Here is a 14,842-nt window from a genome sequence, read left to right as displayed (position 1 = left end):
CGGGAGGCAACCCGAACGGCTCATCTTAGAGTTCACTAGTTGGACATGAGAGGGGCCTCACCGAAGCGGCCCCGCGCGCAGGAGGTCGTCGTGGAGACTCCGGGGTCGCAGTCGTCGCTGCACCGAGCCAACCTGGAGCGGGTCGTCCGGGCAGTACGTCTTGCGGGTTCCCTCACCCAGGCCGAGATCGCGAGGACGACCGGTCTGTCCGCGGCCACGGTCTCCAACATCGTCCGGGAACTGAAGGACCGGGGAACCGTCGAGGTCACACCCACCTCGGCGGGCGGGCGCCGGGCGCGCAGCGTCTCGCTGAGCGGCGACGCCGGCATCGTGATCGGGGTCGACTTCGGGCACACCCATCTGCGGGTCGCGGTCGGGAACCTCGCCCATCAGGTGCTGGCCGAGGAGTCCGAGCCGCTGGATGTGGACGCCTCCTCGACGGAGGGCTTCGACCGGGCGGAACACCTGGTCAAGCGGCTGATCGAGGCGACCGGAGTGGCCCCGTCCAAGGTCGCGGGGGTGGGCCTCGGCGTACCGGGGCCGATCGACGTGGAGTCCGGGACCCTGGGCTCGACCGCGATCCTGCCCGGCTGGACCGGCACCAGGCCCGCCGAGGAGCTGCGGGGGCGGCTCGGCGTACCGGTGCACGTGGACAACGACGCCAACCTCGGCGCCCTCGGCGAGATGGTCTGGGGCAGCGGCCGGGGAGTGCGTGATCTTGCTTACATCAAGGTCGCGAGCGGTGTCGGCGCCGGTCTGGTGATCAGCGGGAACATCTATCGCGGTCCGGGCGGCACCGCGGGTGAAATCGGGCATATTACACTCGATGAGTCCGGCCCCGTCTGCCGCTGCGGCAACCGCGGCTGCCTGGAGACCTTCACGGCCGCGCGCTACGTGCTGCCGCTGCTCCAGCCCAGTCACGGCACCGACCTCACCATGGAGGGCGTCGTACGGCTGGCGCGGGACGGAGACCCCGGCTGCCGTCGGGTGATCGCCGACGTCGGCCGCCACATCGGCAGTGGAGTCGCGAATCTCTGCAACCTGCTGAACCCGAGCCGGGTGGTCCTCGGCGGTGATCTCGCCGAGGCCGGTGAACTGGTGCTCGGGCCGATCCGGGAGTCCGTCGGCCGCTACGCGATCCCCAGTGCGGCACGTCAACTGTCCGTTCTCCCCGGGGCGCTTGGGGGCCGTGCGGAGGTGCTCGGAGCGCTCGCCCTCGCACTGAGCGAGATGGGCGATTCGACCCTTTTGGACGGCACCGCGACCGGGTCGCTCACCGCGGCGACCCCTGCCTTCACTTAGAGAACGGATGGCACCGTTGCCATCTCGTTAAGGATTTACTTCTTGACGTCGCACGTGTGGCCGAGTTGACTTCCAGCCACCTCGGCCGCAACGACGCGGCCTCGTCAGGGAGGTTTTGTAGAAGTGAACACGCGTATGCGTCGTGCCGCCGTTGCCATCGCCGCCGGTGCGATGGCCGTCTCGCTCGCCGCTTGTGGCAGCGCCGCGGAATCGGGCGACAAGAAGGACTCCGGCGACTCCGCCGCCAAGGGTGATGACATCAAGGTCGGTCTGCTCCTGCCGGAGAACCAGACCGCGCGGTACGAGAAGTTCGACAAGCCCTTGATCGAGAAGAAGGTCAAGGAGCTCACGAACAACAAGGGCGAGGTCGTCTACGCCAACGCCAAGCAGGACGCCAGCCTGCAGAACCAGCAGGTCGACACGATGATCACCAACAAGGTGGACGTGCTCATCGTGGACGCGGTGGACTCCAAGGCCATCGCCGGCTCGGTGAAGAAGGCCAAGGACCAGGGCATCCCGGTCGTGGCCTACGACCGTCTCGCCGAGGGCCCGATCGACGCCTACACCTCGTTCGACAACGTGACCGTCGGCAAGACCCAGGGCGAGGCCCTGCTCGAGGCGCTGGGCGACAAGGCCAAGGACGGCCAGATCGTCATGATGAACGGGTCCGCCACCGACCCGAACGCCGCCCTCTTCAAGCAGGGCGCGCACTCCGTCCTCGACGGCAAGGTGAAGGTCGGCCGCGAGTACGACACCAAGGAGTGGAAGCCGGAGAACGCCAACTCCAACATGGAGGGCGCCATCTCCGCCATCGGCAAGAAGAAGATCGTCGGCGTCTACTCCGCCAACGACGGCATGGCGGGCGGCATCATCACCGCCCTGAAGGCCGCCGGCATCGACAACATCCCGGTCACCGGCCAGGACGCCGAGCTCGCGGGTGTGCAGCGCATCGTCACCGGTGAGCAGTACATGAGCGTCTACAAGCCGTACCCGCAGGAGGCCGACGTGGCCGCCGAGATGGCCGTGCTGCTGGCCCAGGGCAAGTCGCTGGACTCCCTCGCCAAGGACAAGGTCGACAGCCCCACCACCAAGGGCGTCCCCTCCGTGCTCGTCCCGGTCGTCTCGCTGACCAAGGACAACATCAACGACACCGTGGTCAAGGACGGCATCTACACCGTCCAGGAGATCTGCGCGGACAAGTACAAGGCCGCCTGCGACAAGATCGGCCTCAAGTAAGCAGTCACCGACTCCCGTGATGCCTCGGGGAGTCCGTGACCCGGACTCCCCGCACGGGACCGACTGCCACACGCTCCGCCGGCGCCCCGCACACATCAGCCCCGCAAGCTACGCGGGGCGCCGGACGGAACACCCCCCCCTCAGAAACTTCTGCACAACCTCCCGCCGGGTCAGGCGGCGAAGGAGATGGTTCACGTGTCCGCTACGCCCGTGCTGGCGTTGCGCGGGGTCTCCAAGCGTTTCGGTGCCGTCCAGGCGCTCACCGACGTAGAGCTTGAGGTCCACGCCGGTGAGGTGGTCGCCCTGGTGGGCGACAACGGCGCCGGAAAGTCCACGCTGGTCAAGACGATCGCCGGCGTGCATCCCATCGATGAGGGATCCATCGAGTGGGACGGCAAGGCCGTCCAGATCAGCAAGCCGCACGACGCCCAGAACCTGGGCATCGCGACGGTCTACCAGGACCTCGCGCTGTGCGACAACATCGATGTCGTCGGCAACCTCTACCTGGGCCGGGAGATCCGCAGGCGCGGAGTCCTGGACGAGGTGGAGATGGAGCGCCGCTCCCGCGAGCTCCTCGACACCCTGTCGATCCGCATCCCCAGCGTCCGGATCCCGATCGCCTCCCTCTCCGGCGGTCAGCGCCAGGTCGTGGCCATCGCCCGGTCTATGCTCGGCGAGCCCAAGCTGGTGATCCTGGACGAGCCCACCGCCGCCCTCGGCGTCGAGCAGACCGCGCAGGTCCTCGACCTCGTCGAGCGGCTGCGCGAGCGCGGCCACGCGGTCATCCTCATCAGCCACAACATGGCCGATGTGAAGGCCGTGGCGGACAAGGTCGCGGTCCTGCGCCTCGGGCGCAACAACGGCGTCTTCGAGGTCAAGTCGACCTCGCAGGAAGAGATCATCTCCGCCATCACGGGCGCCACGGACAACGCCGTCACCCGTCGTGCGGCGCGCACCAATGGGGAGATCAAGAAGTGAGCACCGAAAAGACCTCCACCCCCGCCGAGGACCACGCCGTGGAGAACCCCGAGGCGGCCGCCGCCGCGGTCACCGTGGTCGACCCCCGGCTGCTGGTGCGCGAACAGGGCCTGCTGGGCTACTGGAACGAGTTCAAGCGGAAGATGAAGGCCGGTGACCTCGGCTCCATCCCCGTCGTGGTCGGCCTGCTGATCATCTGGGCCATCTTCACCAGCCTGAACCCCAACTTCCTCACCGCCGGCAACTTCTCCGACATGTCCGTCGCCATGGTCGGCACGGGCATGATCGCCGTCGGTATCGTCTTCGTCCTGCTGCTCGGCGAGATCGACCTGTCGGTCGGCTCGGTCAGCGGTGTCGCGGGCGCCGCCTTCGCGGTCATGAACGTCACCAACGGGATGAACGAGATCCTGGCCCTGGTGCTGGCGATCCTCACCGGCACGGTGGCCGGCGCCATCCACGGCTTCATCTTCGCCCGCATCGGTGTCCCGGCCTTCGCCGTGACACTGGCCGGACTGCTGTTCTGGCAGGGCTTCATGCTGCAGATCCTGGGCGACAACGGCACGATCAACCTCGACTCCGAGGGCATCGTCGTCAAGCTGACCAGCTACTACTTCAGCGATGTGGCCGCCGCGTACGGCCTGGCGCTCGTCGCGACCGTGGGGTACTTCCTCCTGGCGTTCTTCGACAACCGCCGCCGTGAGGCCGCCGGTGTGCCGTCCCGCCCGCTGAACGAGATCATCGTGCGGACCGCACTGCTCGCGATCCTGGCCTTCGCCGCCGCGATCGTCTTCAACCAGTACAAGGGCCTGCCGCTGGCCGTGGTGATCTTCCTCGCGTTCCTGGTGCTCACGGACTTCGTGCTGCGCCGCACCGCGTACGGCCGCAAGGTCTTCGCGCTCGGCGGCAGCGTCGAGGCGTCCCGCCGCGCCGGTATCAACGTCGAGATGGTCCGCATCTCGGTCTTCGCGATCGCCGGCACCTTCGCCGCGATCGGTGGCCTGTTCGTCGCCTCGAAGATCGCCTCCGCCAACCAGGGCGCGGGTACCGGTGAGTTCCTGATGAACGTCATCGCCGCGGCGGTCATCGGTGGTACGTCGCTCTTCGGTGGCCGTGGCCGCACGTGGGACGCGCTGCTCGGTGTGATGGTGATCATCTCGATCACGTACGGTCTGGCGCTGGAGGGTATCGCCTCGCCGGTCCAGTACATGATCACCGGTGGTGTGCTGCTGGCGACCGTCGTCATCGACGCGGTCACCCGCAAGACGCAGAAGACCGCGGGACGCGCGTAGTGCCGCGACTGCCGGTCCGCCGTGGCTGACCGCGCAGTGCTCCGCGCCCCGTAGAGGGTGTTGCTGTTGCCCGGTGCCTTCCAGGTGCCGGGCAACAGTTCTTTGTCCATGGGTACCGCCGATCGGGTGATGTACGACGCACAGCCCGGGGGCCGATCGGTTGAGCGGAACATTAGACTCGACCCGCCCGGCAACAGCTCGATCAGCTCTACTGCAAGGAGGCACGGGTGCCGCTGCTGACCCGCATCAGGGGACCGCGCGATCTGGACCGGCTCACCCTCGAGGAGCTCGACCGGCTGGCCGGGGAGATCCGGACCTTCCTCGTCGACGCGGTCTCCAAGACCGGCGGCCACCTCGGCCCCAACCTCGGTGTGGTGGAGCTCACCATCGCCCTGCACCGGGTCTTCGAGTCGCCCAAGGACAAGGTGCTCTGGGACACCGGCCACCAGTCCTACGTGCACAAACTGCTGACCGGCCGGCAGGACTTCTCCAAGCTGAAGATGAAGGGCGGCCTGTCCGGCTACCCCTCGCAGGCCGAGTCCGAGCACGACGTCATCGAGAACAGCCACGCCTCCACCGTCCTCGGCTGGGCCGACGGCATCGCCAAGGCCAACCAGATCATGAAGCGGGACGACAGCCACGTCGTCGCGGTCATCGGCGACGGCGCGCTCACCGGCGGCATGGCCTGGGAGGCGCTGAACAACATCGCCGACGCCAAGGACCGCCCGCTCGTCATCGTCGTCAACGACAACGAGCGCTCCTACTCGCCCACCATCGGCGGCCTCGCCAACCACCTGGCGACCCTGCGCACCACCGACGGTTACGAGCGCTTCCTGACCCGCACCAAGGACCTCCTGGAGCGCACCCCGGTCGTCGGCCAGGCCCTCTACGACACCCTGCACGGCGCCAAGAAGGGCCTGAAGGACTTCATCGCCCCGCAGGGCATGTTCGAGGACCTCGGCCTGAAGTACGTCGGCCCCATCGACGGCCACGACATCGAGGCCCTGGAGTCCGCGCTGGCCCGCGCCAAGCGGTTCAACGGCCCGGTGATCGTGCACTGCCTCACCGAGAAGGGCCGCGGCTACCAGCCCGCCCTCCAGGACGAGGCCGACCGCTTCCACGCCGTCGGCAGGATCCACCCCGACACGGGCCTGCCGATCGCCACCTCCGGCGCCGACTGGACGTCCGTCTTCGGCGAGGAGATGGTGAAGCTCGGCGAGGAGCGCGAGGACGTCGTCGCCATCACCGCCGCCATGCTCCAGCCGGTCGGCCTCGACAAGTTCGCCAAGCGCTTCCCCGACCGCGTCTACGACGTCGGCATCGCCGAGCAGCACGGCGCCGTCTCCGCCGCCGGCCTCGCCCACGCCGGGGTGCACCCCGTCTTCGCCGTGTACGCCACCTTCCTCAACCGCGCCTTCGACCAGGTGCTCATGGACGTGGCCCTGCACCAGTGCGGCGTGACCTTCGTGCTCGACCGGGCCGGCGTCACCGGCACCGACGGCGCCTCCCACAACGGCATGTGGGACATGTCGATCCTCCAGGTCGTCCCCGGTCTGCGGCTCGCCGCCCCGCGCGACGCCGACCAGGTGCGCGCCCAGCTCCGCGAGGCCGTCGCCGTCGAGGACGCCCCCACCGTGGTGCGCTTCTCCAAGGGTGCCGTCGGCCCCGCCGTACCCGCCGTGGGCCGCGTCGGCGGCATGGACGTCCTGCGCGAGCCCGGCACCGACGCCCCCGACGTGCTGCTGGTCTCCGTGGGCGCGCTCGCGCCGATGTGCCTGGAGATCGCCGCCCTCCTCGACCGGCAGGGCATCTCCACCACCGTCGTCGACCCGCGCTGGGTCAAGCCCGTCGACGAGTCCATGGCCCCGCTCGCCGAGAAGCACCGCGTGGTCGTCACCGTCGAGGACAACTCCCGCGTCGGCGGCGTCGGCTCCACGATCGCCCAGGCCCTGCGCGACGCCGGCGTGGACGTGCCGCTGCGCGACTTCGGCATCCCGCCGCGCTTCCTCGAGCACGCCTCCCGCGCCGAGGTCATGGCCGAGATCGGACTGACCGCCCCCGACATCGCCCGCCAGGTCACCGGCCTGGTCGCCAAGCTCGACGGACGGTACGAGCGCTCCACCGCCGACGCGGTCGACTCGGTGGAGCCGGCCCGCGACTGACCCGCGCCTCACGCGTCGCCCGGACGGGCCGCCCGTGCCACTGTGAAGAGTGGCGCGCGCGGCCCGTCTGCGTGAAAGAGCCCGCGCCGGGGCATACGAGCTACGCCCCCTCTCGATCATGTCGAGGACGACAAGCGTGGGAGGTACCCGTGACAAGCCCCCTCTTCCGGACGAAGAAGGTAGAGCAGTCCATCCGCGACACCGAGGAACCCGAGCACGCGCTCAAGAAGTCCCTGTCCGCGCTGGATCTGACCGTCTTCGGCGTCGGCGTCATCATCGGCACCGGCATCTTCGTCCTCACCGGTACGGTCGCCAAGGACAACGCCGGGCCGGCCACGGCCCTGGCCTTCGTCGTGGCCGGTGTCGTCTGCGCGCTCGCCGCGCTCTGCTACGCCGAGTTCGCCTCCACCGTCCCGGTGGCGGGCTCCGCGTACACCTTCTCGTACGCCTCCCTGGGTGAACTGCCGGCCTGGATCATCGGCTGGGACCTGGTCCTGGAGTTCGCGCTCGGCACGGCGGTGGTGGCCGTCGGCTGGTCCGGCTACATCCAGTCGCTCATGGCCAACGCGGGCTGGGAGATGCCCGCGGCGCTGGGCAGCCGCGAGGGCTCCGACGTCTTCGGGTTCGACATCCTCGCCGCCGTCCTGGTGCTGGTGCTCACCGGCATCCTCGTCCTCGGCATGAAGCTGTCCGCCCGCGTCACCTCGGTCGTCGTCGCCATCAAGGTGGTCGTGGTCCTCGTGGTGATCATCGCGGGTGCCTTCTTCATCACCGCCGACAACTACGACCCCTTCATCCCGGACGCCAAGCCCGTGCCCGCGGGCCAGAGCCTCGACGCCCCGCTCATCCAGCTCATCTTCGGCTGGGCCCCGGCCAACTTCGGCGTGATGGGCATCTTCACCGCCGCCTCGGTGGTGTTCTTCGCCTTCATCGGCTTCGACATCGTCGCCACGGCCGCCGAGGAGACCAGGAACCCGCAGCGCGACATGCCCCGCGGCATCCTCGGCTCCCTGTTCATCTGCACCGTCCTCTACGTCCTGGTGTCGATCGTCGTCACCGGTATGCAGCACTACAGCGAGCTGTCCGTGGACGCCCCGCTGGCCGACGCCTTCAAGGCCACCGGGCATCCCTGGTTCGCGGGCTTCATCAGCTTCGGCGCCGCCGTCGGCCTGACGACCGTCTGCATGATCCTGCTGCTCGGCCAGACCCGGGTCTTCTTCGCGATGAGCCGCGACGGACTGCTGCCGAGGTTCTTCTCCCGGGTCCACCCCCGGTTCAAGACCCCGCACCGGCCGACCATCCTGCTCGGCGTCCTCATCGCGGTCCTCGCCGGCTTCACCCCACTGAACGAGCTCGCCGCGCTGGTCAACATCGGCACCCTGTTCGCCTTCGTCATCGTCGCGATCAGCGTGATCATCCTGCGCCGGACCCGTCCCGACCTGCACCGCTCGTTCCGCACCCCCTGGGTGCCGGTCCTGCCGATCGTGTCGGTCGCCGCCTCGCTGTGGCTGATGCTGAACCTGCCCGCCGAGACCTGGGTCCGCTTCGGCATCTGGATGGCGATCGGCTTCGTCGTCTACTTCCTCTACAGCCGCGGCCACAGCCGGATGGCCCCGGGCCACGACGAGGACCCGGCCGCCGCCCCGCCCGTCCCACCGTCCCGCTGAACCGGCACGGCCCGCCGTCAGGCTCTGGCCAGAACGAGGACGACGTTGTGCCCGCCGAAGCCGAAGGAGTGACTGACGGCGACCCGGACGTCCTGCCGGCGGGGCTCCTTGGTCACGCAGTCGAGGCCGAACCCCGGCGCCGGGGCGTCCAGGCCCGCGACCGGCGGCACCGTGCCGTGCTGAAGGGTGAGCACGGCCAGCGCCGCCTCGACGGCGCCCGCCGCGCCCAGGCTGTGGCCGAGCACGCCCTTGGGCGCGGTGACGCAGGGGCGGTGCGGCAGCACCCGGGCGATCAGGGCCGCCTCGGCGGCGTCACCCAGCGGAGTGGAGGTGCCGTGCGCGTTGACGTGGTCGACGTCGTGCGGAGCCAGGCCCGCGTCCGCCAGCGCGATGCGCAGCGCCGCCTCCGCACCCCGGGCGTCCTGGGCGGGCGCGGTGGGGTGGTGGGCGTCCGAGGTGCTGCCGCAGCCCACCAGCAGGGCACGGACGCGCGCACCGCGGGCGGCCGCGTCCCCGGTCCGCTCCAGTACGACGACGCCCGCGCCTTCCGCCAGGACGAAGCCGTCACGGTCGGCGGCGAAGGGCCGGGACGCCCCGGCGGGCTCGCCGGCCCGCCGGGACAGGGTGCCCGCACGCCAGAAACCGACGGCCGTCAGCGGGGTGACGGCGGCCTCGGTGGCCCCGGCCACCGCGACGTCGCACCGGCCGGAGACCAGGAGGTCGCGGGCCACGGCGACGGCGGTGGCACCCGAGGCGCAGGCGGTGGCGGGAGCGAGACCGGGCCCGCGGGCCCCGAGGTCGATGGAGACCTCCCCGGCCGCCATGTTCGGGATGATCTGGGGGACGGTGAGCGCGGAGACCATGCCGGCGCCCAGGTCCCGCAGCCGCCCGGCCTGTTCCTCGCGTTCCGCGCCCGCCCCCATCCCGCAGCCGATGACGACGGCGACCCGCTCGCCGTCCCACGCCCGGGGGTCGAGGCCGGCGTCGCGCACCGCCTCACGGGCGGCGAGCACCGCCAGTACGGCGTTGCGCGACATGCGCCAGGCGGTGCGCCCGACACGCCGGTCCAGGGCGTCGCGCGACAGGGGGACGCGGCAGGAGAAGTCCACGGGCAGGCCGGCCAGCGCCGGATCACGGGACGCGGTGCCCACCCCGCGGCAGACCCCGTCCCAGGTGGCGCCGGCGTCCTCTCCGGCGGGCGTGACCAGGCCGAGACCGGTGACGGCGACGGGCTCGGTCACGACGGCGCCACCGTGCTCGCGCCGTCCGCGAGCAGTGCGTCCAGGTGGCCGGCGACCTGCGCGAGGGTCGTGCCGCGGGAGAGGTCCTCGGTGCTGATCCGCACCCCGAGGCGTTCGTGGAGGACGAGCACCAGCTCCGTCAGGGCCAGGGAGTCCAGGTCCAGTTGCCCCAGTGTGCGCTGGGGCCGGATCTCGTCCTCCGGGACCCGGAAGGCGCTGGTCAGGATGGAACGGACGGCGGCGTAGGTGTCCGGCACGGGGTTTCCTCTCTGTCGTTCGGGGCGGACGGGGCGAGCCGGGTGAGCTCCGCGACACCGGCGTCGAAGGAGACCGGCGGCTCGAAACCCAGGTCGCGGCGGGCCGCGGTGAGGTCGAACCAGTGCGGATGCAGCAGTTCCGCGACCAGGAAGCGGCTCAGGGCGTGGGTACGGGGACTGCGGACCGCGCGCAGCAGCGCGTCGCCGGCCGCGGCGCCGGCGGTGGCGAGCCGGGGCGGTACGGCGCACCAGCGGGCGTCGATGCCGGCGGCCGTCAGAAAGTGCCGGATGAGCTCGCGCAGGGGACGCGGGTCGTCCTGGCCGATGAAGTAGGCGCGGCCGCCCACCGCCTCCGGTGACCGCCGCAGCCGGTCCAGGGCGAGCAGATGGGCGTGGGCGGCGGTGCGGACGTGGGTGGTGTCGACGAGGTTGCCGCCGTCACCGGGCATCAGCAGACGGCCGGCCCGCACGGCACGCGCGAGGGCGGGCGCGAAATGGGGGTCGCCCGGCCCCCAGATGATGTGCGGGCGCAGCGAGACGGTGGCCAGCTCAAGGCCGTGCGCGGCCAGCACCAGGGCCTCGGCGCGGGCCTTGGTCGCGGGATAGGCGGCCAGGTGGCGGGGGACGGGGGGAAGGCTCTCGGTGACTCCTTCCACGCCACCGGGCCGGAAGACGACACTGGCGGTCGAGGTGTAGAGGAGCGTGCGCACCTCGTGGGTGCGGCACTGCCCGATCACATGGCGGGTGCCGACGACGTTGGTGGCCCAGTAGGGCCGCGGCGGGCCGCTGACACCGGCCAGCGCGGCGTTGTGGACGACGGCGTCGCACCCGGCGACGGCACGGGAGACCGCGGCGGCGTCGGCGAGGTCCCCCAGGTGCTGGTGGACGCCCAGCCGCTCCAGCGCGCCGCTGCGGCGGCGGCACAGGGAGGAGACGGTGTCGCCGCGCGCCTTCAGCTGCCGGCAGATCTCCAGGCCGAGGAAGCCGCTCCCGCCGGTGACCAGTACCCTCATCGGACCCTCCCGCGCAGGCGCTTCGCGGCCCAGCCGGCCAGCCGCATCCGGTCGATCTTGGAGTTGTGCCGGGGGTCGGTGGGAAAAGCGGGACGGATCAGCAGGGCGCCGACGCGGTGCCCGTCCGGATGGTCCTTCAGGACGGCGCGCACGGCCGCCAGGGCGGCGGCGCGCGGAGTGGACGGCAGGGGCTCCACGCACAGCACGGGCAGTTGGCACACGGCCGTGCCGACGCCGACCAGGGCGGTGCGCCGGACGCCGGGGGCGGTGTCCGCCGCGGCCTCGATGTCCTCGGTGGTCAGGGTGAAGCCGGCGCCGGTGATCAGGTGGGCCTTGCGGCCGAGGAACCACAGCCGGCCCTCGTCGTCGAGCCGGCCGAGGTCCCCGGTGCGGTGCAGCACGCCGTGGCCGGTGTCGCTCTTGGTGGCGGCGTCGGCGTCGGGGCGCGCGTGGTAGGCGGGGCTGACGGTGGGGCCGGTGACGGCGATCTCGCCGAGCCCGGTGGCGTCGGCGTCCAGGATCCGGGCGCGGACGCCGGGCAGCGGCCGGCCCAGACAGGTGCCGGCGTGCCCGGTGGGCGGCGCGGCGCGTGAGGCCCGCAGGTCGTGGTCGCCGATCGCGGAGACGGGCAGGCACTCCGTGGCACCGTAGACGCTGAGGATCTCGGCGTCGTCCGGCACGGCCTTGCGCAGGGCGTCGGCGAGGCGGACGCGCAGCGGGGCGCCGAAGGACAGCACCTGCCGGACCGAGGGCAGGGTGATGCCGTGGCGGGCGCAGTGACGGGCGATCAGGGTGAGTACGGCGGGTGACGCCAGGACGATGCTCGCCCGGTGTTCCAGGACCGGCCCGATCAGTTCCTCCGGCGCTGTGCGGGCCGGGGCCAGGTGGTTCACCGCCGGGACGACGGTGGTCACGCCGAGCAGCGGGCCGAGCAGCGCGGCCGGCAGGAACCCGGCGAGCAGCACGTCGCCGGGCCGGGGGCCCATCAGCGTGGTCAGCGCGTCGAGCTGCCCGGCCAGGGTGGTGTGGCGGTACTCCGCGCCCTTGGGCCGTCCGGTGGAGCCGGACGTGAAGGCGATGAGGGCCGGCGCGTCGCCGTCGGGCTCCCGCACCCGCGGGAGCGGGACGTCGCCGGCCGGTGCGCGGGTGGTCAGCCGCCGTCCCAGGGGGAACGGCGCGGAACCGGTGACCAGGGGGATCCGTACGTGGGGGCGGCCCCATCCCAGGGCCCGGCGCCCGAGGTGGGCCAGCGGCTCCCCGACGAAGACGTCCGGGGCGACGTCCCGCAGGCAGCGGCCGACCTCGGCGCGCGGTTCGATCAGGACGGGGACGGCACCGAGGAGGCCGAGGGCGTACGAGACGGCGGTGAGGTCGTGGGCGTCGCGGGTCATCACGACGGCCTTGTGACCGGGCCGGACGCCCGCCTCGCGCAGGGCCCGCGCGAGGAGGTGGCAGCGTCGCACCAGCTCGTCACGACGGGTCGTCCGGGAGGTTCCCTTGCGGCATTCGACGAGGGCGACGGCGTCGGACCCGTCGGTCAGGCGTGCGGCGATGCCGGGAACGGTGGCGGTCATGGTGCCCCCTGGAGGAAGTCGCGGACGCGGCAGGCCAGTTCGGCGCCGGCGTCCTCCATCACGAAGTGCCCGGCGTCGGGGAAGCGGTGGACGACGGCGTGCGGGTGGCGGCGGACCCACTCCTCCAGCAGGGCCGGGGTGAAGACGGGATCGCGCATGCCCCAGCCGATGAGCAGGGGCAGTTCCGACAGGCCGGCCCCGCCGCCGGGAGGTTCGAGCAGCCGCCAGGCCGGGTCCGCCAGGTCGCGGGGGATCGCCCGGACGGCGTCGGTGAGCGCCCGGCGCTCCGCGCGGCGGGCGTGGGGCCGCAGGTAGGCCCGCCGCTCGGCCGTGAGCAGCGGGCGGTGGACTCCGGCGCGCACGGCGACGCGGGCGAACGCGTTGGTGGCGTGGACGAGTTCGGCGACCGGCCGGTGGTCACGGATCCACCGCAGGGGGAGCGGCAGCCGGAAGCCGTCCGGGAAGGGGAAGGCCACGGTGTTGCAGCAGACCAGCCGGGCCACGACACCCGGGTTCCGCAGGGCCCAGGCGGCACCGAGCGGGCCGCCCCAGTCGTGCAGGACGAACGTCCAGCCCCGCTCGGGCAGCCCCTCGTCCCGCACCAGGTGGCGGTAGAGGTTGTCCAGGCCCTCCAGTTGGGCCTCGTAGGGGTCCGGGACCCCGTCCGCCGGCCGCAGGTGCCGGGACAGCCCGAAGCCCGGCAGGTCCGGGGCCAGGCAGCGGGCGTGCGGGGAGAGCCGGCGCAGCAGCCCCCGCCAGACGTAGCTCCACGACGGGTTGCCGTGCAGGAACAGCACCGGCTGCCCGGAGCCGAGATCGAGATAGTGCTGCCCGGTGACCGGCACGCGCCGCCAGTGCCGGGGCGCGGGGTAGCCCGGCATCAGCCGCTCCAGTGCGGCGGGATCCGGTACGGGGTCGAGGGCCGGGGTGTCCACGGCTCGGGCGGTCACCACCGTACGAGCGCCAGGCCGAAGCTGAAACCGCTGGCCAGGCCGATCATCGCCACCAGGTCCCCGCTCTCGATGCGGTCGGCCTCCCGCGCCTTGACCAGTTGCAGGGGGAGGGAGGCCGCCGCACAGTTGCCGTGCTCGGCCACCGCGGGCAGGCAGCGGTCCTCGGGGAGGGAGAACCAGTCGATCACCTCGCGGTACTGCGGCATGGCGATCTGGTGGAAGGCGATGAAGGCGTAGGCGCCGGAGCGTGCCGCCTCGAGTCCCTCCCCGGCGGTGTCCAGGATCCGGGGGAGCACGTCGAGCGCGGCCCGGCGCAGGTCCCCGTTCAGCCGCAGGGTGGTGTGGTCGTCGTGGACGGAGAGGTGGTGCATGCTCCCCCCGCCGGACACCGTGCAGGCGTTCCAGGCCGCGGAGTTGCTGACGAACCGCTGGGCCAGGATGCCGGGATCGCCGTCACCCGCGGGGCCGGCGGTGAGCACCATCGCGGCGCCGGCGTCGGAGGCGGTGTAGCCGGGCAGGGCCCTCAGCAGGTCCTCCCGGCTGGGGGTGTGCCAGCGGGTGGCCAGGGTGGAGGGTTCACCGCAGGCGATGAGGACCGTGCGGCAGCGGCCGGTCTCGATGAACGACGCGGCCACCTCCATGGCGTTGAGGAAGCTGTTGCAGGCGTTCTTGACGTCGAACACCGGGCACGAGGCGCCCAGTTTGGCGGCCACGAGGTGGGACGTGGCGGGTTCGACCAGGTCCTGCGAGGTCGAGGCGAACAGCAGCAGACCGATGTCGCCGATCTTCAGCCCCGACTCGTCGAGCGCCGTGCGGGCGGCCGTCACGGCGAGGTCGGAGGCGTCCTCGCCGTCCTCGTGCACATGGACCCCGCGCACCCCGGTGAGGTCCTCCAGCAGGCCGGGCGGCGGAGCGTAGCCACCCGTCTCGGTGATCTTGACGCGGATCTCGTCCAAGGTCCGGTAGCGGGACGGAAGATGAGCGGAGACGGCGGCGATACGGGCACGGATGGCTTCGGGCACCGCGCCACCGTAGCCGCCGCCTGACCGTCATGACGCATACGCGGGGATGTCCACCCCAACGAGTGATATGGGATGGATTTTTCCGCTCGTTGTCCCCTCCGATCCGCTTCAATCCGCATGAGGGCCAGTAATCGGCGTGAAGGGGCGG

Annotated in this window: 12 protein-coding genes; 6 read left to right on the top strand and 6 right to left on the bottom strand. The window is 71.6% G+C overall.

The features are described 5' to 3' along the window. Positions 1 to 90: 90 nt before the first annotated feature. From ACF1DX_RS10705 to ACF1DX_RS10680, 6 genes are all read left to right on the top strand, one after another. Positions 91 to 1,302: an ROK family protein gene (locus ACF1DX_RS10705; protein ID WP_391790830.1), complete on the top strand. Its 1,212-nt coding sequence runs from the start codon at positions 91 to 93 to the stop codon at positions 1,300 to 1,302. 135 nt (positions 1,303 to 1,437) lie between these two features. Further along, positions 1,438 to 2,538 carry a sugar ABC transporter substrate-binding protein gene (locus tag ACF1DX_RS10700; RefSeq protein ID WP_391791183.1) on the top strand — a complete coding sequence of 367 codons (1,101 nt, stop codon included), beginning with the start codon at positions 1,438 to 1,440 and terminating at the stop codon, positions 2,536 to 2,538. Positions 2,539 to 2,724: 186 nt separating this feature from the next. Continuing rightward, on the top strand, positions 2,725 to 3,516 hold the full coding sequence (locus tag ACF1DX_RS10695) for an ATP-binding cassette domain-containing protein (RefSeq protein ID WP_030832927.1): 792 nt from the start codon (positions 2,725 to 2,727) through the stop codon (positions 3,514 to 3,516). After that, positions 3,513 to 4,805 (top strand): sugar ABC transporter permease, encoded by a 1,293-nt coding sequence (locus ACF1DX_RS10690; RefSeq protein ID WP_391790829.1) that lies wholly within the window; start codon positions 3,513 to 3,515, stop codon positions 4,803 to 4,805. Before ACF1DX_RS10695 ends, ACF1DX_RS10690 begins: the two co-directional genes overlap by 4 nt. Positions 4,806 to 5,032: 227 nt before the next feature. Continuing rightward, the gene (gene dxs, locus ACF1DX_RS10685; RefSeq protein WP_391790828.1) at positions 5,033 to 6,967 is read left to right on the top strand and encodes a 1-deoxy-D-xylulose-5-phosphate synthase; all 1,935 of its coding nucleotides are present in this window, start codon (positions 5,033 to 5,035) and stop codon (positions 6,965 to 6,967) included. A 149-nt stretch (positions 6,968 to 7,116) separates the two neighbouring features. Further along, positions 7,117 to 8,634, top strand: a complete 1,518-nt coding sequence (locus ACF1DX_RS10680) for an amino acid permease (protein WP_391790827.1) — start codon at positions 7,117 to 7,119, stop codon at positions 8,632 to 8,634. A gap of 17 nt (positions 8,635 to 8,651) precedes the next feature. Here ACF1DX_RS10680 and ACF1DX_RS10675 read toward each other — a convergent pair whose 3' ends face one another. From ACF1DX_RS10675 to ACF1DX_RS10650, 6 genes are read right to left on the bottom strand one after another with little or no spacing between them, the layout of a single operon-like run. Next, positions 8,652 to 9,875, bottom strand: a complete 1,224-nt coding sequence (locus tag ACF1DX_RS10675) for a beta-ketoacyl-[acyl-carrier-protein] synthase family protein (protein WP_391790826.1) — start codon at positions 9,873 to 9,875, stop codon at positions 8,652 to 8,654. Then, positions 9,872 to 10,132, bottom strand: a complete 261-nt coding sequence (locus tag ACF1DX_RS10670; RefSeq protein WP_391790825.1) for an acyl carrier protein — start codon at positions 10,130 to 10,132, stop codon at positions 9,872 to 9,874. The genes ACF1DX_RS10675 and ACF1DX_RS10670 overlap by 4 nt, the downstream gene beginning before the upstream one ends. Further along, positions 10,096 to 11,145 carry an NAD-dependent epimerase/dehydratase family protein gene (locus tag ACF1DX_RS10665; protein WP_391790824.1) on the bottom strand — a complete coding sequence of 350 codons (1,050 nt, stop codon included), beginning with the start codon at positions 11,143 to 11,145 and terminating at the stop codon, positions 10,096 to 10,098. The genes ACF1DX_RS10670 and ACF1DX_RS10665 overlap by 37 nt, the downstream gene beginning before the upstream one ends. Then, positions 11,142 to 12,719: an AMP-binding protein gene (locus ACF1DX_RS10660; RefSeq protein ID WP_391790823.1), complete on the bottom strand. Its 1,578-nt coding sequence runs from the start codon at positions 12,717 to 12,719 to the stop codon at positions 11,142 to 11,144. The genes ACF1DX_RS10665 and ACF1DX_RS10660 overlap by 4 nt, the downstream gene beginning before the upstream one ends. After that, on the bottom strand, positions 12,716 to 13,669 hold the full coding sequence (locus tag ACF1DX_RS10655) for an alpha/beta fold hydrolase (protein WP_391790822.1): 954 nt from the start codon (positions 13,667 to 13,669) through the stop codon (positions 12,716 to 12,718). The genes ACF1DX_RS10660 and ACF1DX_RS10655 overlap by 4 nt, the downstream gene beginning before the upstream one ends. Then, entirely contained in the window at positions 13,666 to 14,694 is a 1,029-nt protein-coding gene (locus ACF1DX_RS10650) for a 3-oxoacyl-ACP synthase III family protein (RefSeq protein ID WP_391790821.1), read from the bottom strand. The genes ACF1DX_RS10655 and ACF1DX_RS10650 overlap by 4 nt, the downstream gene beginning before the upstream one ends. Positions 14,695 to 14,842 lie beyond the last annotated feature (148 nt).

It is taken from the genome of Streptomyces sp. NPDC014676 (genome assembly GCF_043084105.1).
In the GTDB taxonomy this organism is placed as follows: Bacteria; Actinomycetota; Actinomycetes; order Streptomycetales; family Streptomycetaceae; genus Streptomyces.
Note: the sequence above shows the minus strand (reverse complement) of the source record. Positions and strands in the feature narration are given on the sequence as shown.